This window comes from Enterobacter cloacae complex sp. FDA-CDC-AR_0132 (assembly GCF_003010695.1).
Classification (GTDB): domain Bacteria; phylum Pseudomonadota; class Gammaproteobacteria; order Enterobacterales; family Enterobacteriaceae; genus Enterobacter; species Enterobacter ludwigii.
Genome location: NZ_CP027618.1, coordinates 2,028,071 through 2,050,167, shown reverse-complemented (window position 1 = coordinate 2,050,167; position 22,097 = coordinate 2,028,071). Strand labels below are relative to the sequence as shown.

Sequence of the window (22,097 nt, the reverse complement as noted above, 5' to 3'; positions counted from 1 at the left end):
AAGGATCGCTGACGTGCGCCCGATTATCGTTCTACTGATGGCCTGGTGCCTCAGCATGGGGGCGTACGCAGCGACAGCCCCCGACGCAAAACAGATAACCCAGGAACTGGAGCAGGCAAAAGCGGCAAAACCCGCTCAGCCAGAGACCGTTGAGTCGCTCCAGTCCGCCCTGAACGCGCTTGCGGAGCGAAAAGGCTCCCTTGAGCGTGCGCAGCAATATCAGCAGGTTATCGACAACTTCCCGAAACTCTCGCAAACGCTGCGCTCGCAGCTCAGTAATCTGCGTGATGAACCGCGCGATATACCGGCGGACATGTCTTCTGATGCGCTGAATCAGGAGATCCTCCAGGTCAGCAGCCAGCTTCTGGAAAAGAGCCGTCTGGCTCAGCAGGAGCAGGAGCGGGCGCGTGAAATTGCCGACTCGCTCAGCCAGCTTCCCCAGCAGCAAACCGATGCCCGCCGCCAGCTTAATGAAGTTGAGCGTCGCGTTGGCACGCAAAGCGGCAACACGCCGCAAGCGCAGGCGCAAAATCTGGGGCTGCAGGCCGAATCTGCTCGCCTCAAAGCCCTTGTCGATGAACTGGAGCTGGCGCAGCTGTCCGCCAATAACCGCCAGGAGCTGTCGCGGATGCGCTCTGAGCTGGCGCAGAAGCAGAGCGAACAGCTGGATGCATATCTGCAGGCTCTGCGTAATCAGCTTAACAGCCAGCGGCAGCGCGAAGCCGAGCGTGCGCTTGAAAGCACCGAACTGCTGGCGGAAAACAGCGCTAACCTGCCCAGCGGCATCGTTGAGCAGTTTAAGGTCAACCGCGAGCTCTCTGCGGCGCTGAACCAACAGGCGCAGCGTATGGATCTGGTGGCCTCGCAACAGCGTCAGGCTACCAATCAAACCCTGCAGGTCCGTCAGGCGCTTAACACGTTGCGTGAGCAGTCCCAGTGGCTAGGGTCATCAAACCTGCTGGGTGAGGCGTTACGCGCGCAGGTCTCACGCCTGCCGGAAATGCCCAAACCGCAGCAGCTGGATACCGAAATGGCTCAGCTGCGCGTGCAGCGACTGCACTATGAGGATCTGCTCAACAAACAGCCGCAAATCCGCCAGATCCGTCAGGCTGACGGACAGCCGCTGACCAGCGAGCAGAACCGCATTCTGGAAGCCCAGTTGCGTACCCAGCGTGAACTGCTGAACTCCCTGCTCCAGGGCGGGGATACGCTGATTCTGGAACTGACCAAGCTGAAGGTCTCTAATAGCCAACTGGAAGATGCGCTGAAAGAGGTGAATGAGGCAACGCACCGTTATCTCTTCTGGACCTCCGACGTGCGGCCGATGACCTTCTCGTGGCCGATTGAGATTGTTCAGGATCTGCGCCGCCTTATTTCGCTGGATACCTTCAGCCAGCTGGGCCAGGCCAGCGTGATGATGCTCACCAGTAAAGAGACCATTTTCCCGCTGCTGGCCGCGCTGATTCTGGTGGGCTTCAGCATTTACTCGCGCCGGTATTTCACCCGATTCCTGGAACGCTCCAGCGCCCGGGTGGGGAAAGTTACGCAGGATCACTTCTGGCTGACGTTACGTACCGTCTTCTGGTCGATTCTCGTCGCCTCACCGCTACCGGTCCTGTGGATGACGCTTGGATATGGCCTGCGGGAAGCCTGGCCCTACCCGCTCGCGGTGGCCATTGGCGATGGCGTCACTGCCACGGTGCCCCTGCTGTGGGTGGTAATGATTTGCGCCACGTTCGCGCGGCCCAACGGTTTGTTCATCGCTCACTTCGGCTGGCCGCGTAATCGCGTTGCACGCGCCATGCGTTACTACCTGATGAGCATCGGACTGATTGTGCCGCTAATTATGGCGCTGATCATGTTTGATAAACTCAACGACCGGGAATTCTCAGGGTCGCTGGGCCGCCTCTGCTTTATGCTGATATGCGGGGCGCTGGCAATTGTCACGCTCAGCCTGAAACGCGCCGGTATCCCGCTCTATCTGGATAAATCCGGTAACGGCGACAACATGTTCAACCGGCTGCTCTGGAACCTGCTGCTGAGCGCACCGCTGATTGCCATGCTGGCAGCGACGGTGGGTTACCTGGCGACCGCCAAGGCGCTGCTGGCGAGGCTTGAAACCTCGGTGGCGATCTGGTTCCTGCTTCTGGTGGTGTATCACGTGATACGCCGCTGGATGCTGATCCAGCGCCGCCGTCTGGCGTTCGACCGTGCCAAGCACCGACGGGCAGAGATCCTCGCCCAGCGTGCGCGTGGCGAGGAAGAGCCAAACCATGTCAACAGCACAGAAGGCACGACGGAAGCTGACGAAGTCGAGCTGGATCTGGATGCCATCAGTACCCAATCCCTGCGACTGGTACGCTCCATCCTGATGCTGATTGCCCTGCTGTCGGTGATCTTCCTGTGGTCGGAAATTCACTCCGCGTTTGGCTTCCTGGAAAACATCTCCCTGTGGGACGTAACGTCCACGGTACAAGGTGTGGAGAGCCTGGAGCCGATTACCTTAGGCGCGGTGTTAATAGCCATTCTGGTGTTGATCATCACCACCCAGCTGGTGCGTAACTTCCCGGCACTGCTGGAGCTGGCCCTGCTGCAGCATCTCGATTTAACCCCGGGGACGGGATATGCAATTACCACCATCACCAAATATCTGATCATGCTGTTTGGCGGGCTGGTCGGCTTCTCAATGATTGGTATTGAATGGTCGAAACTGCAGTGGCTGGTGGCGGCACTTGGTGTGGGGTTAGGGTTTGGCTTACAGGAGATCTTCGCCAATTTTATCTCTGGCCTGATTATTCTGTTCGAAAAACCGATTCGTATTGGCGATACGGTAACGATCCGCGATTTGACCGGCAGCATCACCAGGATCAACACGCGCGCCACCACCATCAGCGACTGGGACCGTAAAGAGATCATCGTGCCGAACAAGGCGTTTATTACCGAGCAGTTTATCAACTGGTCGCTGTCAGACTCCGTCACGCGTGTGGTGCTGACGGTACCTGCGCCGTCGGATGCCAATAGCGAAGAGGTCACTCAGATCCTCTACACCGCCGCGGAGCGCTGTTCATTTGTGATCGACAACCCGGCGCCGGAAGTGTTCCTGGTGGATTTACAACAGGGGATCCAGATTTTCGAACTGCGTATTTACGCCGCCGAAATGGGACACCGTATGCCACTGCGTCATGAGATCCACCAGCTGATTCTGGCAGGGTTCCGTGAGCACGGCATTGATATGCCGTTCCCACCGTTCCAGATGCGTCTGGAAAGCCTGGACGGGCGTAAAACGGGAAGAACGTTAACGTCAGCGGCGCGCACACGCCCGGCAGGAAGTCTGTAACCCTTCTCCCCTCCCTTCCGGGAGGGGAATGTTTAACCGCTACGCCACTTCCGTCAGCAACGCCACAGAACGTCGGCGGTAATTCTCATAAATCCCCATCGCCAGAAGCGAGAAGAAGACTGGACCGCCCACCATCCACAGTGCGCTACTCCAGTCATTCGCCTCAATCACCGGCTGAATAACGGTAAAGATGTTGGCGAATGCCACTACCAGCACCACCACCGCGGTTGCCAGCAGCGTGGCGGCGCGCGTTTTGAAAATCACAAACGGACGCTCAAGATCCTCCTTCGCCTTAAAGAACGGGAAGGCCAGGCTCAGAAAGAGATAAGGCAGCGTCATCGACACGTTCGCCATCAGGGTCAGCTTGTTATAAAACGCTGACGCAGTATCCCCACCAAACGACACCAGCAAAATGAACACGCAAACCAGCAGGCACTGCATCCACATGGCGTTGGCGGGCATACCTGCGGTATTCAGTTGCGTCATGCGTGCAGGCCACAGCGCTTTTGGCGTGCCCTGAATTATTGCTTTCAACGGAGAGTAAATCAGTGTGAAAAACGCGCCGGTATAGGCAAGGAACATGGACAAGCCGGTGATGCGTGCAAACCAGACGCCCATCGTTGCCGCCGCTTCCGGTGTCAGATTCATCGCTTGTCCCAGCGTCATCCCCAGGCTTTTCATCAGCACATAGGTAATGTTGCCCAGGTTAGTGGTGTTGTTGCTGAGTACCTGCTGCCAGTTGGTGCTGACGCCCCAGAGGAAAATTGCCAGTGAATAACCAATGGAGATAACTATCGCGGCAAAAATAATGCCTTTCGCAAAGTTCTTTTCCGGGTTCTCGGTCTTGTCGACCAGACCGCCCACCGCCTCAATACCGCCGTACGCAAAAATGGCAAACACCACAAAGGAGAGCATAGCGAGCCCGGACTGATAGCTCGGGTTGGGCGAGGAAACGAAGTTCACCTCCTGAGCAAAGTGTCCGCCGTTCAGGCACAGAATGGCAATGCTGACCACCAGCAGCACTAGGTTCAGGCACATCACCGAGATCCCGCCCACGGCGGTAATGCGGGCAATTTTGTTGATGCCCTTAGACGCCACCAGCGTTACAACCACCATCCAGCAGACGGCCAGAATCCCGACCACCTGCGTGGAGCTCAGACCGGCCAAAGACCAGACCTGAGTGTGATCGCTGCCGAAAACAAACGTCGAAAACGGTACCCAGACCTTGGCCGCCGTACTGACCATCCAGACCACATACGAGGAGAACCACATAAACGTGCCGATAAACGCGTAGCGCGGGCCGATGCTGTTGTTCATCCAGGAATAGATTCCGCCCTCTTCTTTGCGGTAAGCCGCCCCCATTTCCGCCATCATCAGCGCAAACGGTATGAAGAAAAACAGGGCCGAGACGATGTAGAACGGCGTTGCGCTGTAGCCCATCAGATAGAAAGCCGACGGGCTGTTGGCAAAGCCAAAGACGGAGGTAAAAATCATCAGGATGAGCCCGGTGAGGGTCATCTTTTTAAGTGACTGAGACATAGCGCCATCCAAAGGAAGTTAAACTGCGCGGATGGTAGCAGAAGACCAGACTAATATTGTGGCTATTAGGGGCAAATTAAGAAAAAGACCTGCGTACAGAGAATGTGGCAGTTTTTAATGTTGTCGTGCGGAAATGGAAAGGTTAATTGACATCAGAGGTGAGCCGGGTAAGCGACAGCGCTACCCGGCAATACGGTGCGTTATGCGCGATCGACCGTAAACGCGATCACTTCGCCCAGCTGTTCTGCACCCAGCGCCAGCATCACCAGACGATCAACGCCCAGCGCCACGCCGGAGCAGTCCGGCAGGCCCGCCTTCAATGCTTCCAGCAGATGGGTATCAATAGGCTGCTGCGGCAGACCACGTGCCGCGCGCTTGCGGTTATCCTGCTCAAAACGCTGCTGCTGTTCGCGTGCGTCGGTCAGTTCGTGGAAGCCGTTCGCCAGCTCGATACCTTTGTAATAGACCTCAAAACGCTCCGCCACGCGGTGATCTTCGGTGCTGATCTGCGCCAGCGAAGCCTGGCTTGCCGGGAAGTGATATACAAACGTCGGCCGGTCTTTGCCAATTTGCGGTTCAACGCCAAAGGTGAAGAGCAGTTGCAGTAGCGTGTCGCGGTCTTCTTCGGTATCTGCCACGTTGCTCAGATCCAGTTTTGCCGCCACTTCGCGCAGCTGCGCTTTATCCGCAGAGAGCGGATCAATTTCCAGGTAACGCTGGAAAACCTGCTGATAAGAGAGCGTTTCCGCTTCTGAGCACTCCAGCACCTGCTGCAGCAGATCGTCCACCTCGTTCATCAGGCGGTACATATCATAATGCGGACGGTACCACTCCAGCATGGTGAATTCCGGATTGTGGTGACGCCCCATCTCTTCATTACGGAAACTGCGGCACAGCTGATAGACCGGGCCACACCCTGCCGCCAGCAGGCGTTTCATGTGGTATTCCGGACTGGTCATCAGATACAAATTCATGCCCTGTGAGTGGCCAGGACCAACAAAACGGGTTTCAAACGGGACCAGATGAATATCCGTTACCGTTGCCTGACTCATGCACGGGGTTTCCACCTCAAGGACGCCGCGGTCGGCAAAGAAGCGGCGGATCTCCGCCATAATTGCAGCGCGTTTTAGCAGGTTGGGGATGGATGCGCTCGGCTGCCAGGTGGCCGTTTCGCTCATGAGTTTTTCTCCGATTTCAGACAAGGGCACGAAGTCTACTCGTTACCAGGGACGGAGACAAATTTTGCGCAGTAAAAAAGCGCATTTCATTTAGGTGAACAATTGCGCGACGAAATTCATTACTCACCGCGATAAATCGCCGCACAGAACAGCAAAAAAATCGAACACGTCAAATTTCCCTGACATCCACGCGGTTATACTGCTTTACCCATAAAGGAGCAGTGGAAACGCTTTCGCAATCGTCCTTTTGGACGGGTGAACTACCTTTAGTTTATCGCGTTGCGAAATAACAAAAATCTGGAGGAATGTCGTGCAAACTTTTCAAGCCGATCTTGCCGTTATAGGCGCTGGCGGGGCTGGATTACGTGCTGCGATTGCTGCAGCACAAGCTAATCCTAACGCTAAAATCGCATTGATTTCAAAAGTCTATCCGATGCGCAGCCATACGGTTGCCGCAGAAGGAGGATCCGCCGCCGTTGCGCAGGATCATGACAGCTTCGAATACCATTTCCACGACACGGTTGCAGGGGGCGACTGGCTTTGCGAGCAGGATGTCGTTGACTACTTTGTACACCATTGTCCTACGGAGATGACCCAGCTTGAACAGTGGGGATGTCCGTGGAGCCGTCGTCCGGACGGCAGCGTCAACGTTCGCCGCTTCGGCGGGATGAAGATCGAACGCACCTGGTTCGCCGCCGATAAAACCGGCTTCCACATGTTGCACACCCTGTTCCAGACCTCCCTTCAGTTCCCACAGATTCAGCGCTTTGACGAACATTTCGTCCTCGACATTCTGGTTGATGACGGTCAGGCGCGCGGTCTGGTGGCGATGAACATGATGGAAGGCACCCTCGTCCAGATCCGCGCCAACGCGGTGGTCATGGCTACCGGCGGTGCGGGGCGTGTTTACCGCTACAACACCAACGGCGGTATCGTCACCGGTGACGGCATGGGCATGGCGCTCAGCCACGGCGTGCCGCTGCGGGATATGGAGTTCGTGCAGTATCACCCTACTGGTCTGCCAGGCTCCGGCATTCTGATGACGGAAGGTTGTCGTGGTGAAGGCGGTATCCTGGTCAATAAAAATGGCTACCGCTATCTGCAGGATTACGGCATGGGCCCGGAAACCCCGCTCGGCGAGCCGAAAAACAAATACATGGAACTGGGCCCGCGCGACAAAGTGTCTCAGGCCTTCTGGCACGAGTGGCGCAAAGGCAACACCATCTCCACGCCACGCGGCGATGTGGTCTACCTCGACCTGCGTCATCTTGGCGAGAAGAAACTGCTGGAACGTCTGCCGTTCATTTGCGAACTGGCAAAAGCCTACGTTGGCGTCGATCCGGTGAAAGAGCCGATTCCGGTACGTCCAACGGCCCACTACACCATGGGCGGTATCGAAACCGATCAGCAGTGCGAAACCCGCATTAAAGGGCTGTTTGCCGTGGGCGAGTGCTCCTCTGTCGGCCTGCACGGTGCTAACCGTCTGGGGTCAAACTCACTGGCGGAGCTGGTGGTCTTTGGCCGCATGGCGGGCGAACGCGCGATGGAGCGTGCTGCCACCGCGGGCGAGGCGAACAGCGCGGCGCTGGATGCCCAGGTCGTTGACGTCGAAAAACGGCTGAAAAACCTGGTGAACCAGGAAGGAAATGAAAACTGGTCGAAAATCCGCGACGAGATGGGCCTGTCGATGGAAGAAGGCTGCGGTATCTATCGTACCCCTGAGCTGATGCAAAAAACCGTGGATAAGCTGGCAGAGCTGCAGGAGCGCTTCAAGCGCGTGCGCATTACCGATACCTCCAGCGTGTTCAACACAGACCTGCTCTATACCATCGAGCTGGGTCACGGCCTGAACGTGGCGGAATGTATGGCGCACTCTGCGCTGGCACGTAAAGAGTCACGCGGCGCGCATCAGCGTCTTGATGAAGGCTGCACCGAACGTGATGACGTCAATTTCCTGAAACACACTCTCGCCTGGCGCGATGCGGATGGCACCACCCGTCTGGACTACAGCGACGTGAAAATCACGACGTTGCCACCGGCTAAACGCGTGTATGGCGCAGAAGCAGAAGCCGCCGAGAAGAAGGAGAAGGCGAATGGCTGAGATGCAGAAACTGAAAATCGAAGTGGTGCGCTACAATCCGGAAGTGGACACCGCACCGCACAGCGCATTCTATGAAGTCCCTTATGACGAGCAAACCTCTCTGCTGGATGCGCTCGGCTATATCAAAGATAACCTTGCGCCGGACCTGAGCTACCGCTGGTCGTGCCGTATGGCAATCTGCGGCTCCTGCGGCATGATGGTCAACAAGGTGCCGAAACTGGCCTGTAAAACTTTCCTGCGTGAATACACCAAAGGCATCAAAGTAGAAGCGTTGGGTAACTTCCCGATTGAACGCGATCTGGTGGTCGATATGACCCACTTTATCGAAAGTCTGGAAGCGATTAAGCCGTACATCATCGGCAATCCACGTACGCCGGATCAGGGGACGAACACCCAGACGCCAGCTCAGATGGCGAAATACCATCAGTTCTCCGGCTGCATCAACTGTGGTCTGTGCTACGCCGCGTGTCCACAGTTTGGCCTGAATCCAGAGTTTATTGGCCCGGCGGCCATTACCCTGGCGCACCGCTATAACGAGGACAGCCGCGACCACGGTAAAAAAGAACGTATGGCGCAGCTTAATAGCCAGAACGGCGTCTGGAGCTGTACTTTTGTGGGCTACTGCTCCGAAGTCTGTCCGAAGCACGTCGACCCGGCCGCCGCTATTCAGCAGGGTAAAGTGGAAAGCTCGAAAGACTTTCTTATCGCCACCCTGAAACCACGCTAAGGAGTGCATAATGACGACTAAACGCAAAGCCTACGTGCGGCCAATGCCGTCCACCTGGTGGAAGAAACTGCCGTTTTATCGCTTCTATATGCTGCGTGAAGGCACCGCGGTGCCGGCGGTCTGGTTCAGCCTGGAGCTGATGTACGGCGTTTATGCCCTCAAACATGGCCCTGAAACCTGGGCCAGCTTTGTCGGCTTCCTGCAAAACCCCATCATCGTGATCCTGAACCTGATTGTGCTCGCGGCAGCGCTGCTTCATACCAAAACCTGGTTTGAACTGGCGCCAAAAGCGGCGAACATCATCATTAAAGACGAGAAAATGGGGCCAGAGCCGGTCATTAAAGGGCTATGGGGCGTGACGATCCTCGTCACTGTGGTCATTCTGTTTGTCGCACTGTTCTGGTAAGGAGACTACTGTGATTAATCCAAATCCAAAACGTTCTGACGAGCCGGTCTTCTGGGGACTGTTTGGCGCAGGGGGGATGTGGAGCGCCATCATCGCGCCGGTCATCATCCTGCTGGTCGGTATTATGCTGCCACTGGGGCTGTTTCCGGGCGATGCGCTGGGTTACGAGCGAGTACTGGCCTTTGCCAGCAGCTTTATTGGCCGTGTGTTCCTCTTCCTGATGATCGTCCTGCCGCTGTGGTGTGGCCTGCACCGTATTCACCATGCGATGCATGACCTGAAAATCCATGTCCCGAGCGGGAAATGGGTGTTCTACGGTCTGGCAACCATCCTGACGGTGGTTACACTGATTGCGGTGGTTACTATCTGATACATCAGGCCCGCCTCCCGGCGGGCCTGTCATTTCTGCATTTTCCCCACCAGCCACTGCGCAAACTCACGCATTGCAGGGGTTTCTGTCCGTGACTGCAATCGGGTTAACCAGTAACTGCCCAGCTCAATCTGTGTCGCAAACGGCTGAATGATACGTTCGCTGTTCAGCAGATGAGTGAACATACTCACAGGCGCGATAGCAATTCCCACGCCGGCCTGCGCGGCTTCCAGCATGGTAACGGATGAATCAAACACCATCACCCGATGCGTTGGTGACGGCGAGAGTTCGCCCGCGGCCTGCATCCACGCCGACCATTCGTCGCGTCGGTAGGAGCGCAGCAGCGTAAACTTCAGCATGTCCGCCGGTGCTTGTAGCCCGACGGCAATTTCAGGCGTGCACAGCGGAGCCAGCGGCGCAGAACACAGAAACGTCGCTTCAGTGCCATGCCACGCCCCTCCACCGTAGCGGATCGTGTAATCAAGCCCTTCGGCGGCCGGATCGACGCGATTATTATGGGTCGAAAGATGCAGATCGATATGCGGATAGCGGCGACGGAAATCATCCAGCTGCGCGAATAACACCCCGGTCGCAAAAGTCCCCACCACGCCAATTTTAAGCTTCTCCAGCGCGCGATGACTGGCAAAGCGATCCAGCATGCCGGCGATACGATCAAACGAATCGTTCAGCACCGGCAGCAGATTCTCGCCCTCTGTCGTCAGCATCAAACCGCGCGAAACCCGGACAAACAGCTGACAGTTCAGATGTTGTTCCAGCGTCTTAACGTGCTGACTGATGGCTGAATGGGTGACATTCAGCTCAATGGCAGCATTAGTAAAACTGAGGTGCCTTGCGGCGGCTTCGAAGGCACGAAGCGAATTAAGCGGTAAATAGCTGCGTGTCATCGACCCATCCGTTAGAAAAATTAACAGCTAATGCTAAATTTAACCGTTTGTCAGCCACAGTCAAATCCAACAGACTGGGTATGTCTGACGGGCCCGGACACTCCCTTGACTCGCTATTACGGAAGATAACTGATGATGAAAAAATCCCTGTGCTGCGCCCTGCTGCTCAGCACCTCCTGCGCTGCATTAGCCGCACCTCTGTCAGAAACACAGCTGGCGAAGGTCGTGGAACGTACCGTTACGCCCCTGATGAAAGCGCAGTCTATTCCGGGTATGGCGGTCGCCGTGATTTATCAGGGCCAGCCGCACTACTTCACCTTCGGCAAGGCCGATGTCGCAGCGAACAAACCCGTCACTGCACAAACGCTGTTTGAGCTGGGCTCAATCAGCAAAACCTTCACCGGCGTTCTGGGTGGCGATGCTATTGCTCGCGGTGAAATTTCGCTGGGCGATCCGGTGACCAAATACTGGCCTGAGCTGACCGGAAAACAGTGGCAGGGCGTTCGCATGCTGGACCTGGCAACCTATACTGCCGGTGGCCTGCCGTTACAGGTGCCCGATGAGGTTACCGATAATGCCTCACTGCTGCGTTTTTACCAGTCCTGGCAACCACAGTGGGCGCCAGGCACCACGCGTCTTTATGCGAATGCCAGCATCGGTCTGTTTGGGGCTCTGGCGGTGAAACCTTCTGGCATGCGCTTTGAGCAGGCCATGACGGAGCGGGTCCTGAAGCCGCTTAACCTGAACCATACGTGGATAAACGTTCCGAAGTCAGAAGAACCGCATTACGCCTGGGGTTATCGTGACGGTAAAGCGGTTCACGTTTCGCCGGGCATGCTCGACGCCGAAGCGTATGGCGTGAAAACCAACGTGAAGGATATGGCGAGCTGGGTGGTGGCTAACATGGCCCCCGATGGCGTACAGGATACCTCACTGAAGCAGGGCATGGTGCTTGCACAGTCTCGCTACTGGCGCACAGGCTCGATGTACCAGGGCCTGGGCTGGGAGATGCTCAACTGGCCGGTAGAAGCCAAAACCGTGGTGGAGGGCAGCGACAACAAAGTAGCGCTTGCACCGTTGCCCGTGGCAGAAGTGAACCCTCCTGCACCACCGGTAAAAGCGTCATGGGTACATAAAACAGGCTCGACGGGCGGATTTGGCAGCTACGTGGCATTTATCCCTGAGAAGGAACTCGGCATTGTTATGCTGGCGAACAAGAGCTACCCGAACCCGGCGCGCGTGGAAGCGGCATACCGTATTCTGAGCGCTCTGCAGTAACATCTTGCCGGGTGATGCTGATGCTCACCCGGCCTGCAAAATTCCCGCATTTTCCTTGCTGTCATCTACACTTAACAAAAAACAGTAAGGAAACTCCTATGCGCATTTTGCCTGTTATCGCCGCAGTGACAGCCGCGTTTTTAGTGGTTGCCTGCAGCTCCCCGACTCCCCCTCCCGGCGTCACCGTTGTCAGCAATTTCGACGCACAACGTTTTCTTGGAACATGGTATGAAATCGCGCGCCTTGACCACCGTTTTGAACGGGGTTTAGAGAAGGTCACGGCAAATTACAGCCCGATGGATGACGGCGGTATTCAGGTTATCAACCGGGGCTATAATCCGGACCGGGAGATGTGGCAGCAGTCGATTGGACAAGCGTACTTTACCGGCGACCCGCGACGGGCCGCGCTCAAAGTTTCCTTCTTCGGCCCGTTCTATGGCGGATATAACGTGATCGCGCTCGACAGAGAGTACCGTCACGCGCTGGTCTGCGGGCCGGATCGTAACTATCTGTGGATCCTCTCTCGCACCCCAACCCTTTCACCTGAGATGAAACAGCAGATGCTGGACGTCGCGACCCGGCAAGGGTTTGATGTATCGAAACTCATCTGGGTAGAACAACCCCATTAATGGGTGCTGAGCTTCAACCCAATAATACCGGCCACAATCAGGGCGAGGCTGGCGATACGCGCCAGACTCGCTGACTCACCCAACAGCAGGATCCCCGTGATGGCCGCCCCCACGGCGCCAATTCCCGTCCAGACGGCATACGCTGTCCCCACCGGTAAAGAACGCATCGCCCACGAGAGCAAAACGATACTCACAATCATCGCGGTAAGGGTAATGACGCTGGGTGTCAGGCGGGTAAAACCGTGGGTGTACTTCAGACCTATCGCCCATACCACTTCGAGCAGGCCAGCAATAACAAGAATGATCCAGGACATTTCAGGCTCCTTAACTTAAATGCAAGTTGGGGCCGTCCCCGATGAAGGAAGCGCTTACGGGTCGTCCCGCAAGGCAAAGATTACGCCTCATATTTTGGTTAGCGTGCGATTTTTTTTCAATCCTTTTGTGCTGAACATGTTAAGGCAAGAAATAGCCGCAGTATGCCGCGCAGTTCAGGCATTTATCACTCATCCGACTTCTCTATGATGATGTGCTTTCTGATGGCAGGAAGCCAAACCACTAGCCGACTGCGAATATAATATGTTCAAAATTCTTTTGATTGACCGTTGTCACTTCACCCGCACCGGGTTTGAAGCATGGCTCAATCATTCCGGTTTATTTCCGGAAAACGTCGTTGTAACCGGCCTGAATAATCTTTTCCTCGCCAGAGAGCACATTCTGCAATGGAAACCGACGCTGGTCATTGCTGACCTGCATGGGTTCAGACAGGATGTACATCCCTTTCAGTCCCTCTCATCTTTACTGAACGCCAGCGAAAGAGTGCCCTTTATTTTGCTGCAATCGGGTGAGGATAGTGAAATGACCGCCTGGCTGAAGCAATTCCCGGTCTGGTCATCGCTGTTGAAAAATGCCCGTCTTGAACAACTGGGGACAGTTATCCACGACGCACTCATTTCGCACGCGAACAGTGAAAAGCCAAAGGTAACCGCGCCTTTGCTGACGCGCCAGGAGGAGAAAGTGCTGACGTTGTGGATGGAGGGTGCCAGCAATCAGAAAATTGCGGCTCACCTGAGTATTAACGGTAAAACGGTCTATACCTATAAACGGAATATCCGCATGAAATTGCATATGGATACGCGTTATTCACCGTTTTTATCCCTGCAGGAATCAGAAAGCTGACGGTACGAAACCCGTCTGGTTCCGTACCGTTTATTCAATTACTGCTGTGCTTTACTTGCCGCACCAGAGATTGCGCTACCACCTTCAGAAATATCCTGACCAACGCCACGCGTGGTATTACAGGCTGTTAATACTGAAGAAAGTACCAGGACTGAAAAGATCGCTGCAATTGTCTTCTTAACCATAATATCGTCCTTTTATAGCCAAAGTTGTTTTGTGTATAGCAATTTAAGAATAGACAATATCCCGTCGTTTGACGGAAAAGGACGCATTTTTAGGAAAATTAGACGGGGTTAGCTGGCCGCGTGAGAAATGATATGGCCGAGATCCTGGATATCTTCCCCCATTCCACGCGTGGTGTTACAGCCGGAAAGCAACGCGCTGGACAGCGCTAACAGAAGCAGAATTTTAACGGTACGGTTCATCATCCCTGCCTGCAAAAAACAGGCGCAGCGGGCGCTGCGCCTTCAGTCTTGACGTAAATTACTTCACGCGAGATACGTATTCGCCGGAGCGGGTATCTACTTTGATCACTTCACCAGTCTGTACGAATAGTGGAACTTTAACCACTGCACCGGTGGACAGGGTAGCTGGCTTGCCGCCAGTACCTGCGGTATCACCTTTCAGACCTGGGTCGGTTTCAACGATTTCCAGCTCTACGAAGTTTGGTGGGGTAACAGCGATAGGTTGGCCGTTCCACAGGGTCACGATGCACTCAGCCTGGTCCAGCAGCCATTTTTCGCTATCGCCAATCGCTTTAGCATCCGCAGACAGCTGCTCGAACGTTTCGTTGTTCATGAAGTGCCAGAACTCACCGTCGTTGTACAGGTAAGTCAGGTTCATATCGACAACATCAGCGCCTTCAGCGGAGTCAGTAGACTTGAAGGTTTTCTCAACACGGGTACCGGTCAGCAGGCGACGCAGCTTAACGCGCGCGAATGCCTGGCCTTTACCTGGTTTAACGAATTCGCTGGCTTCAACCGCGTACGGTTCGCCGTCCATCATGATTTTAAGACCAGCACGAAAATCGTTGCTATAGTACGTTGCCATAAGGCCCTCTAAATTTGTTAACTGGTAGCTAAGCCACAAAATGGCGCATATTGTAACCCTAAACACCCCGTCCAGAGAAGATTGGTTATCGCAACTTGCCGATGTAATCACCAGTCCTGATGAATTGCTGCGTCTGTTAGACCTCGATCAGCACCCAGAGTTGCTTGCAGGCCGCGAGGCTAAGCGACTTTTTGCCCTGCGTGTTCCCCGCGCGTTTGTTGCCCGTATGGAGAAAGGAAACCCTGACGATCCATTATTAAAACAAACGCTTACTGCGCAGGAAGAGTTTATATCAGCGCCAGGATACAGCACCGATCCTCTGGAAGAGCAGAACAGTGTGGTACCGGGTTTACTGCACAAATATCTCAACCGTGCTCTTCTGCTGGTGAAAGGCGGCTGCGCGGTAAACTGCCGTTATTGTTTCCGTCGCCACTTCCCGTATGCCGAAAATCAGGGTAATAAACGCAACTGGCAGGTCGCCCTGGACTATATCGCCGCCCATCCGGAACTGGATGAGATCATTTTTTCGGGTGGCGATCCGCTGATGGCAAAAGATCATGAGCTGGACTGGCTGTTGACCCAGCTTGAAGCCATTCCACACATCAAGCGTTTGCGCATCCACAGCCGTTTACCGATTGTTATTCCGGCACGCATCACGGACGGTCTGGTATCTCGCCTTGAGCAGTCTCGTTTACAGGTTCTGCTGGTGAACCATATCAACCATGCGAATGAAATCGATGAGGCATTCCGTGCGGCGATGGCGCGTCTGCGTAAAGCGGGTGTGACGCTGTTGAACCAGAGCGTGTTGCTACGCGGTGTGAATGATAATGCCCGGGTTCTGGCGGAGCTCAGTAATGCGTTATTCGATGCGGGCGTGATGCCCTACTACCTGCACGTACTGGATCGTGTGCAAGGCGCGGCGCATTTCATGGTCACGGATGAAGAGGCCCGGCAGATTATGCGCGAACTGTTAACGCTGGTTTCAGGCTATATGGTGCCGAAGCTGGCGCGAGAGATTGGCGGTGAGCCGAGTAAGACGCCGCTGGATTTGCAACTGCGGCAACAATAACGGCAGGTGGCGCTACGCTTATCCGCCCGGTGGGGTTGGGCGCAGCGCCATCAGCAATGTAGATCAGTTAGGGCACTTATAGACCTGGCCATTCATCTGGCTGGCCGTTGGCACGAAGCTGGACAACATCCCTTGCGACGGGCTGCTCACACCGTAAATCACGTTGCCACCCATCTCTGCAGCCTGGTTACGCAGCGCGTTAGCGGCACCGCGCATAGATCCACCTTCTTCACCGTGCTGACCCGACATCCAGTTGCTTTGCTCACCGGTTGCCGTGCCTAAAAACTGGCACTCGTTACCCGGCTTATCTTCAACAAAGCGAACGCCCTGACCTGCAGCAGACAGCTCATTGCTGGAGCTACAACCCGCCAGCAGCAATGCTGCTCCTACGATCCCTGCACAGACTTTTACGCGCATGTTATTCCTCGTTTTCAATAAGCTGGACAGCAGATGTTGTCCGTGTGTAAACCTTATACTAAAAAGATGACCAAAAGAAAAACCCCCGAGCATTTCTGCCCGGGGGTTTTTCTCATTCTAAGCGGTAAAGCGCACGATTACATCATGCCGCCCATACCACCCATGCCGCCCATACCCGCAGCACCTAAGTCAGGTGCGTCGCCTTTAGGCATGTCGGTCACCATGCACTCGGTAGTGATCATCAGACCCGCTACAGAGGCCGCGTACTGCAGTGCAGAACGGGTCACTTTGGTTGGATCCAGGATACCGAAGTCGATCATGTTGCCGTATTCTTCAGTTGCAGCGTTGTAACCGTAGTTACCTTCGCCCGCTTTCACCATGTTCGCAACCACGGATGGCTCTTCACCGGCGTTGGAAACGATCTGACGCAGTGGTGCTTCCATTGCGCGCAGCGCAACTTTAATACCCACGTTCTGATCTTCGTTCTGAGCAGTCAGGCCAGCCAGTTTAGCGGCAACACGCACCAGCGCGACACCACCACCAGCTACCACGCCTTCTTCTACTGCTGCACGGGTCGCGTGCAGAGCATCGTCAACGCGTGCTTTCTTCTCTTTCATTTCAACTTCAGTTGCCGCGCCCACTTTGATTACTGCCACGCCGCCTGCCAGTTTCGCTACGCGCTCCTGCAGTTTTTCACGGTCGTAATCAGAGGTTGCTTCTTCAATCTGCTTACGGATCTGAGCAACACGGCCCTGAATAGCCGCTTCTTCACCCACGCCATCAATGATGGTGGTGGTGTCTTTGTTGATCACAACGCGTTTAGCCTGGCCCAGGTCTTCCAGGGTCGCTTTTTCCAGCTCCATACCGATCTCTTCAGAGATTACGGTACCGCCAGTCAGGGTAGCGATATCCTGCAGCATCGCTTTACGGCGGTCGCCGAAGCCAGGTGCTTTAACCGCAGCCACTTTCACGATGCCACGCATGGTGTTAACCACCAGGGTCGCCAGTGCTTCACCTTCAACGTCTTCAGCAATGATAACCAGCGGCTTGCCTGCTTTCGCAACGGCTTCCAGCACTGGCAGCATTTCACGGATGTTGGAGATTTTCTTGTCAGCCAGCAGGATGAATGGGCTTTCCAGCTCAACAGCGCCCGTTTCTGGCTTGTTGATGAAGTATGGGGACAGGTAACCGCGGTCGAACTGCATACCTTCAACCACGTCCAGTTCGTCTTCCAGACCGGTACCGTCTTCAACGGTGATCACGCCTTCTTTACCGACTTTGTCCATCGCTTCCGCGATCAGTTTACCTACGGTTTCGTCGGAGTTAGCGGAGATAGTACCAACCTGAGCAATCGCTTTAGAGTCGGAGCATGGAACGGACAGCGCTTTCAGCTCTTCAACCGCCGCAGTAACCGCTTTGTCGATACCGCGCTTCAGATCCATTGGGTTCATACCCGCAGCAACGGCTTTCAGACCTTCGGTGATGATAGCCTGTGCCAGTACGGTTGCGGTGGTAGTACCGTCGCCTGCAGCGTCGTTCGCTTTAGAGGCAACTTCTTTCACCATCTGCGCGCCCATGTTTTCGAACTTGTCTTCCAGCTCGATTTCACGTGCTACAGAAACACCGTCTTTAGTGATGGTTGGCGCGCCGAAGGATTTATCCAGCACTACGTTACGGCCTTTCGGGCCCAGGGTCACTTTAACTGCATCTGCCAGTACGTTTACGCCGCGGAGCATTTTTACACGAGCGTCGTTACCGAATTTTACGTCTTTAGCTGCCATGTTCTTATTTCCTCAAATTCTCGTGCGTAAAATTACGCTTCAACAATTGCCAGAATGTCGCTTTCGGACATGATCAACACTTCTTCATTGTCGATCTTCTCGGATTTCACGCCGTAGCCATCGTTGAAAATTACGATGTCACCAACTTTAACGTCCAGTGGCTGCACAGTTCCGTTTTCCAGAATGCGGCCCTTACCGACAGCGATGATTTCGCCACGCGTTGATTTTGCTGCTGCAGAACCAGTCAGAACGATGCCGCCAGCAGACTTGGTTTCAACTTCTTTACGTTTGACGATCACACGATCATGTAACGGACGAATACTCATTGATAGCTCTCCTTTGAGAAAGTCATTATCAGTTATGGATGACGCCGGTCCGCACGCGGTTTTCCGACTAGTGCCCTGAGAGATGGGGATAGCTTTTTCCCCCTTCAAGGGGCAGACGAAAAAAAATTTGCGAAAGTGTTACCATCGCCTCTCTTTTGATCGTGGCAGGGCGATGTCAATGAGTGGACTAAAACAGGAGTTGGGACTGGCGCAGGGCGTGGGTCTGCTGTCGACCTCCTTGTTAGGTACAGGTGTGTTTGCGGTACCCGCGCTGGCAGCACTGGTGGCCGGCAATAATAGCCTGTGGGCGTGGCCAGTGCTGATTGTGCTGGTGTTTCCGGTCGCGGTCGTGTTTGCCATCCTCGGACGGCATTTCCCTAGCGCGGGCGGCGTAGCGCACTTTGTCGGTATGGCGTTTGGTCCGCGACTGGAGCGGGTCACCGGCTGGCTGTTTCTTTCTGTTATTCCGGTCGGTCTACCGGCAGCGTTGCATATCGCGACCGGTTTTGGCCAGGCGCTGTTTGGCTGGCATAACGAGCAACTGCTGCTGGCCGAGCTGGGTACGCTGGCCATCGTCTGGTGGGTCGGCTCACGGGGTGCCAGTTCGAGTGCCAACCTGCAAACCGTCGTTGCAATACTGATTGTGGCCCTCATTGTCGCCATCTGGTGGAAAGGGGATATTACGCTGAAGGAGATCCCCTTCCCCGCGGTAAGTGAGGTCAACCATTCGCAGCTGTTCGCTGCGCTATCGGTAATGTTCTGGTGTTTTGTCGGACTGGAGGCGTTCGCCCATCTGGCCTCTGAGTTTAAACAACCGGAACGGGATTTCCCGCGCGCCCTGATGATTGGCCTGCTGTTAGCAGGTACCGTTTACTGGGCTTGTACCGTGCTGGTACTGCATTTCAACGCGTTCGCCGCGGATAAAGCGGCCGCTGCCTCGCTGCCGGGCATTGTGGTGCAACTGTTTGGTCTGAAAGCGCTGTGGGTCGCCTGTGTTATTGGCTATCTGGCCTGTTTTGCCAGCCTCAATATCTACATCCAGAGCTTTGCGCGTCTGGTATGGTCGCAGGCGCTTGATAGACCAGAGAGCCGCCTTGCGCGCCTGTCTAAACGTCAGCTGCCGTTGAATGCGCTTAATACCGTGCTGGGCTGCTGCGTCTTGAGTTCGCTATGTATTTACGGGCTGAATATCAATCTTGATGCCCTGATCGTGTACGCCAACGGGATTTTCATCATGATCTACCTGCTGTGCATGCTGGCGGGTTGTCGTCTGCTGAAAGGTCGCTATAAAGCGCTGGCAGTGGTTGGTGGCGTGCTTTGCCTGCTGTTGCTGGCGATGGTGGGGTGGAAAAGCCTGTATGCGATTAGCATGCTGGCGGGGCTGTGGCTGTTTTTACCGAAACGCGGCACCCTGTAAAACAAAGCCCGGTAGCGATTCGCTTACCGGGCCTGGCCTCTTTTACCGATCGTCTTTATGGTCTAAACGGTCGCGCTGTTCATCTTTACGCTGATACTCCCCTTCGAAAGTATCCCCCGGCCCTGTACTGAATCCACCACCCGGCATACGGCTAAAACGCAGATGCGGCAGTAGCTTCATGGTCAGGTGTTTTTGCACCGGTGGCAGAAGCAGCAGCAGGCCGAGGAAGTCAGTGAAGAACCCCGGCAGGATCAGCAGCAGGCCAGCAATAATCAGCGAGACGCTTTTGATCATCTCTGCGGCCGGGCTTTCGCCAGCGGCCATCTTCTGCTGCATTATCAGGAAATTTTTGAAACCCTGATTACGCACCAGCGACATGCCGATCACCGAAGTGAAAATCACCAGAATCAGCGTTAACAGGACACCCAGTACATGGGCGACCTGGATAAAAATTGAAATCTCGATGTAAACATAGAGAAAGAAAGCAATAAATGGTACCCAGCGCACTGGCATCTCCTGTGTGGCAGGTGCCCTCAGGCCCCTGTCTGAATGTGTTCGCGAAACGCGTCTGTAAGAAATGGTGACGGTTAGCCAAAATTCAATCGGTTTGCACGGATATTTTTTCTGGAAATTTTAAAGCGGTGACTCATTTCACAGATTAATAATTATCATGGAATCGGGTCGATAATAAGTGATCCAGATTACGGCAATTCGCTATCATCAGCATATGATCTCGAACATCTGGCTGATTGAGGGAATAATCGTCGGTCAGAAAATATTCAAAACCACATAAATACTGTGTGTTTAGTACAATCCATCGGCAGCTTGAAAAGAAGGTTCACATGTTAAACAACATTCGTATCGAAGAAGACTTGTTGGGTACCAGGGAAGTTCCAGCGGATGCCTACTATGGTGTTCACACTCTGAGAGCGATTGAAAACTTCTACATCAGCAACAACAAAATCAGCGACATCCCTGAATTTGTACGTGGCATGGTGATGGTGAAAAAAGCCGCAGCACTGGCCAATAAAGAGCTGCAAACCATTCCAAAAAGCGCGGCAAATGCGATTATCGCTGCCTGCGATGAAGTGCTGAACAACGGCAAATGCATGGATCAGTTCCCGGTCGATGTCTATCAGGGCGGCGCGGGCACCTCCGTCAACATGAATACCAACGAAGTACTGGCAAACATCGGCCTGGAGCTGATGGGTCATCAGAAAGGTGAATACCAGTATCTGAATCCGAACGACCACGTTAATAAATGTCAGTCCACTAACGACGCCTACCCAACCGGCTTCCGTATCGCGGTGTATGCCTCCGTGGTGAAACTGGTGGACGCCATTAATCAGCTGGGTGATGGCTTCCAGCGCAAAGCCGTTGAGTTCCAGGACATCCTGAAAATGGGTCGTACCCAGCTGCAGGACGCGGTTCCGATGACCCTCGGTCAGGAATTCCACGCGTTTAACGTGCTGCTTAACGAAGAAACTAAAAACCTGCTGCGCACCTCCGAGCTGCTGCTGGAAGTGAACCTGGGCGCAACCGCCATCGGCACGCGTCTGAATACGCCGGACGGTTACCAGCAGCTGGCGGTACAGAAGCTGGCTGAAGTCTCTAACCTGCCGGTTGTGCCTGCAGAAGATCTGATTGAAGCCACCTCCGACTGCGGCGCGTACGTTATGGTTCACAGCGCCCTGAAACGTCTGGCGGTGAAACTCTCCAAAATCTGTAATGACCTGCGCCTGCTCTCTTCCGGCCCACGCGCTGGCCTGAATGAAATCAACCTGCCAGAGCTGCAGGCCGGTTCGTCCATCATGCCGGCGAAAGTGAACCCGGTAGTGCCAGAAGTGGTGAACCAGGTCTGCTTTAAAGTCATCGGTAACGATACAACCGTGACCATGGCCTCTGAAGCCGGCCAGCTGCAGCTGAACGTCATGGAGCCGGTCATCGGCCAGGCAATGTTTGAATCCATCCACATTCTGACCAACGCCTGCTACAACCTGCTGGAGAAATGCGTTAACGGCATCACCGCGAACAAAGAAGTTTGTGAAGGGTATGTCTACAACTCTATCGGCATCGTCACCTACCTCAACCCGTTCATCGGCCACCATAACGGCGACATCGTCGGTAAGATTTGCGCCGAAACAGGTAAGAGCGTGCGTGAAGTCGTTCTGGAGCGTGGACTGTTGACCGAAGCCGAGCTGGACGATATCTTCTCGGCCCAGAACCTGATGCACCCGGCATACAAAGCGAAACGATATACCGATGAAAGCGAACAGTAGCAGTTCAGGCTAGGCTTCCTTAAGGCACGTCACTTGTGACGTGCCTTTTTTCTTTATAGGCGTTACCAAAATACAACAATTCAATATCAACTTGTTAATAAGCAAGGCAGGT

Annotated in this window: 22 protein-coding genes; 11 read left to right on the top strand and 11 right to left on the bottom strand. The window is 54.7% G+C overall.

Features of this window, described 5'->3' with window-relative positions:
- Positions 1–13: 13 nt before the first annotated feature.
- On the top strand, positions 14–3,337 hold the full coding sequence (gene mscM / locus AM379_RS09920; protein ID WP_106503655.1) for a miniconductance mechanosensitive channel MscM: 3,324 nt from the start codon (positions 14–16) through the stop codon (positions 3,335–3,337).
- A gap of 39 nt (positions 3,338–3,376) precedes the next feature.
- Here the strand turns inward: mscM and yjeM are convergent, their stop codons facing one another.
- On the bottom strand, positions 3,377–4,876 hold the full coding sequence (gene yjeM, locus AM379_RS09915) for a glutamate/gamma-aminobutyrate family transporter YjeM (protein ID WP_106503654.1): 1,500 nt from the start codon (positions 4,874–4,876) through the stop codon (positions 3,377–3,379).
- A 200-nt stretch (positions 4,877–5,076) separates the two neighbouring features.
- Entirely contained in the window at positions 5,077–6,054 is a 978-nt protein-coding gene (epmA, locus tag AM379_RS09910) for an elongation factor P--(R)-beta-lysine ligase (protein WP_020882955.1), read from the bottom strand.
- Between the two features lie 310 nt (positions 6,055–6,364).
- On the opposite strand from epmA, the gene frdA reads away from it, so the two are divergent.
- The 4 genes from frdA to frdD are packed head-to-tail and all read left to right on the top strand — an operon-like array spanning position 6,365 to position 9,658.
- Positions 6,365–8,155, top strand: a complete 1,791-nt coding sequence (frdA, locus tag AM379_RS09905) for a fumarate reductase (quinol) flavoprotein subunit (RefSeq protein ID WP_014168298.1) — start codon at positions 6,365–6,367, stop codon at positions 8,153–8,155.
- Positions 8,148–8,882 carry a fumarate reductase iron-sulfur protein gene (gene frdB, locus AM379_RS09900; RefSeq protein WP_020882957.1) on the top strand — a complete coding sequence of 245 codons (735 nt, stop codon included), beginning with the start codon at positions 8,148–8,150 and terminating at the stop codon, positions 8,880–8,882. Before frdA ends, frdB begins: the two co-directional genes overlap by 8 nt.
- Before the next feature lie 10 nt (positions 8,883–8,892).
- On the top strand, positions 8,893–9,288 hold the full coding sequence (gene frdC / locus AM379_RS09895; protein WP_014168296.1) for a fumarate reductase subunit FrdC: 396 nt from the start codon (positions 8,893–8,895) through the stop codon (positions 9,286–9,288).
- A gap of 10 nt (positions 9,289–9,298) precedes the next feature.
- A complete protein-coding gene (gene frdD / locus AM379_RS09890) occupies positions 9,299–9,658 on the top strand; it encodes a fumarate reductase subunit FrdD (protein ID WP_032679414.1) in 360 nt (119 codons plus the stop codon).
- A gap of 29 nt (positions 9,659–9,687) precedes the next feature.
- Here the strand turns inward: frdD and ampR are convergent, their stop codons facing one another.
- Positions 9,688–10,563: a LysR family transcriptional regulator AmpR gene (gene ampR / locus AM379_RS09885; protein WP_044866339.1), complete on the bottom strand. Its 876-nt coding sequence runs from the start codon at positions 10,561–10,563 to the stop codon at positions 9,688–9,690.
- A 132-nt stretch (positions 10,564–10,695) separates the two neighbouring features.
- Between ampR and blaACT the strand changes: the two genes are divergently transcribed.
- Positions 10,696–11,841, top strand: a complete 1,146-nt coding sequence (gene blaACT, locus AM379_RS09880) for an ACT family cephalosporin-hydrolyzing class C beta-lactamase (protein ID WP_106503653.1) — start codon at positions 10,696–10,698, stop codon at positions 11,839–11,841.
- A gap of 98 nt (positions 11,842–11,939) precedes the next feature.
- A complete protein-coding gene (locus AM379_RS09875) occupies positions 11,940–12,470 on the top strand; it encodes a lipocalin family protein (RefSeq protein ID WP_014168292.1) in 531 nt (176 codons plus the stop codon).
- Here AM379_RS09875 and sugE read toward each other — a convergent pair.
- Positions 12,467–12,784, bottom strand: a complete 318-nt coding sequence (gene sugE / locus AM379_RS09870) for a quaternary ammonium compound efflux SMR transporter SugE (protein ID WP_032681885.1) — start codon at positions 12,782–12,784, stop codon at positions 12,467–12,469. The genes AM379_RS09875 and sugE overlap by 4 nt on opposite strands.
- 262 nt (positions 12,785–13,046) lie before the next feature.
- On the opposite strand from sugE, the gene AM379_RS09865 reads away from it, so the two are divergent.
- The gene (locus tag AM379_RS09865; protein ID WP_014168290.1) at positions 13,047–13,646 is read left to right on the top strand and encodes a LuxR C-terminal-related transcriptional regulator; all 600 of its coding nucleotides are present in this window, start codon (positions 13,047–13,049) and stop codon (positions 13,644–13,646) included.
- A 38-nt stretch (positions 13,647–13,684) separates the two neighbouring features.
- Here AM379_RS09865 and ecnB read toward each other — a convergent pair whose 3' ends face one another.
- The 3 genes from ecnB to efp form a co-directional block, all read right to left on the bottom strand.
- On the bottom strand, positions 13,685–13,831 hold the full coding sequence (gene ecnB, locus AM379_RS09860) for a lipoprotein toxin entericidin B (RefSeq protein ID WP_014168289.1): 147 nt from the start codon (positions 13,829–13,831) through the stop codon (positions 13,685–13,687).
- Between the two features lie 108 nt (positions 13,832–13,939).
- Positions 13,940–14,071 (bottom strand): entericidin A/B family lipoprotein, encoded by a 132-nt coding sequence (locus tag AM379_RS09855; RefSeq protein ID WP_025206267.1) that lies wholly within the window; start codon positions 14,069–14,071, stop codon positions 13,940–13,942.
- Positions 14,072–14,129: 58 nt separating this feature from the next.
- Positions 14,130–14,696: an elongation factor P gene (efp, locus tag AM379_RS09850; protein WP_014882207.1), complete on the bottom strand. Its 567-nt coding sequence runs from the start codon at positions 14,694–14,696 to the stop codon at positions 14,130–14,132.
- A gap of 40 nt (positions 14,697–14,736) precedes the next feature.
- Here efp and epmB point away from each other — a divergent pair, with 40 nt between their 5' ends.
- The gene (gene epmB / locus AM379_RS09845) at positions 14,737–15,765 is read left to right on the top strand and encodes an EF-P beta-lysylation protein EpmB (protein WP_025206268.1); all 1,029 of its coding nucleotides are present in this window, start codon (positions 14,737–14,739) and stop codon (positions 15,763–15,765) included.
- A 63-nt stretch (positions 15,766–15,828) separates the two neighbouring features.
- Here epmB and AM379_RS09840 read toward each other — a convergent pair whose 3' ends face one another.
- The 3 genes from AM379_RS09840 to AM379_RS09830 form a co-directional block, all read right to left on the bottom strand.
- Positions 15,829–16,182 (bottom strand): DUF4156 domain-containing protein, encoded by a 354-nt coding sequence (locus tag AM379_RS09840; RefSeq protein ID WP_020882965.1) that lies wholly within the window; start codon positions 16,180–16,182, stop codon positions 15,829–15,831.
- A 137-nt stretch (positions 16,183–16,319) separates the two neighbouring features.
- Positions 16,320–17,963: a chaperonin GroEL gene (gene groL, locus AM379_RS09835; RefSeq protein ID WP_014168284.1), complete on the bottom strand. Its 1,644-nt coding sequence runs from the start codon at positions 17,961–17,963 to the stop codon at positions 16,320–16,322.
- A gap of 32 nt (positions 17,964–17,995) precedes the next feature.
- Complete coding sequence (locus AM379_RS09830) at positions 17,996–18,289, bottom strand: co-chaperone GroES (protein ID WP_003855929.1); 294 nt, start codon at positions 18,287–18,289, stop codon at positions 17,996–17,998.
- A gap of 178 nt (positions 18,290–18,467) precedes the next feature.
- Between AM379_RS09830 and yjeH the strand changes: the two genes are divergently transcribed.
- The gene (gene yjeH, locus AM379_RS09825) at positions 18,468–19,706 is read left to right on the top strand and encodes an L-methionine/branched-chain amino acid transporter (protein WP_106503652.1); all 1,239 of its coding nucleotides are present in this window, start codon (positions 18,468–18,470) and stop codon (positions 19,704–19,706) included.
- 42 nt (positions 19,707–19,748) lie between these two features.
- Here yjeH and AM379_RS09820 read toward each other — a convergent pair whose 3' ends face one another.
- Positions 19,749–20,213 (bottom strand): FxsA family protein, encoded by a 465-nt coding sequence (locus AM379_RS09820; protein ID WP_020882967.1) that lies wholly within the window; start codon positions 20,211–20,213, stop codon positions 19,749–19,751.
- A 335-nt stretch (positions 20,214–20,548) separates the two neighbouring features.
- On the opposite strand from AM379_RS09820, the gene aspA reads away from it, so the two are divergent.
- On the top strand, positions 20,549–21,985 hold the full coding sequence (gene aspA / locus AM379_RS09815; protein ID WP_020882968.1) for an aspartate ammonia-lyase: 1,437 nt from the start codon (positions 20,549–20,551) through the stop codon (positions 21,983–21,985).
- Positions 21,986–22,097 lie beyond the last annotated feature (112 nt).

Coding starts and splice junctions, on each gene's coding strand:
- yjeM (WP_106503654.1), bottom strand. CDS start 4,876: ATGTCTCAGTCACTTAAAAAGATGACCCTCACCGGGCTCATCCTGATG.
- epmA (WP_020882955.1), bottom strand. CDS start 6,054: ATGAGCGAAACGGCCACCTGGCAGCCGAGCGCATCCATCCCCAACCTG.
- frdB (WP_020882957.1), top strand. CDS start 8,148: ATGGCTGAGATGCAGAAACTGAAAATCGAAGTGGTGCGCTACAATCCG.
- frdC (WP_014168296.1), top strand. CDS start 8,893: ATGACGACTAAACGCAAAGCCTACGTGCGGCCAATGCCGTCCACCTGG.
- ampR (WP_044866339.1), bottom strand. CDS start 10,563: ATGACACGCAGCTATTTACCGCTTAATTCGCTTCGTGCCTTCGAAGCC.
- blaACT (WP_106503653.1), top strand. CDS start 10,696: ATGATGAAAAAATCCCTGTGCTGCGCCCTGCTGCTCAGCACCTCCTGC.
- AM379_RS09875 (WP_014168292.1), top strand. CDS start 11,940: ATGCGCATTTTGCCTGTTATCGCCGCAGTGACAGCCGCGTTTTTAGTG.
- sugE (WP_032681885.1), bottom strand. CDS start 12,784: ATGTCCTGGATCATTCTTGTTATTGCTGGCCTGCTCGAAGTGGTATGG.
- AM379_RS09865 (WP_014168290.1), top strand. CDS start 13,047: ATGTTCAAAATTCTTTTGATTGACCGTTGTCACTTCACCCGCACCGGG.
- ecnB (WP_014168289.1), bottom strand. CDS start 13,831: ATGGTTAAGAAGACAATTGCAGCGATCTTTTCAGTCCTGGTACTTTCT.
- AM379_RS09855 (WP_025206267.1), bottom strand. CDS start 14,071: ATGAACCGTACCGTTAAAATTCTGCTTCTGTTAGCGCTGTCCAGCGCG.
- efp (WP_014882207.1), bottom strand. CDS start 14,696: ATGGCAACGTACTATAGCAACGATTTTCGTGCTGGTCTTAAAATCATG.
- epmB (WP_025206268.1), top strand. CDS start 14,737: ATGGCGCATATTGTAACCCTAAACACCCCGTCCAGAGAAGATTGGTTA.
- AM379_RS09840 (WP_020882965.1), bottom strand. CDS start 16,182: ATGCGCGTAAAAGTCTGTGCAGGGATCGTAGGAGCAGCATTGCTGCTG.
- groL (WP_014168284.1), bottom strand. CDS start 17,963: ATGGCAGCTAAAGACGTAAAATTCGGTAACGACGCTCGTGTAAAAATG.
- AM379_RS09830 (WP_003855929.1), bottom strand. CDS start 18,289: ATGAGTATTCGTCCGTTACATGATCGTGTGATCGTCAAACGTAAAGAA.
- yjeH (WP_106503652.1), top strand. CDS start 18,468: ATGAGTGGACTAAAACAGGAGTTGGGACTGGCGCAGGGCGTGGGTCTG.
- aspA (WP_020882968.1), top strand. CDS start 20,549: ATGTTAAACAACATTCGTATCGAAGAAGACTTGTTGGGTACCAGGGAA.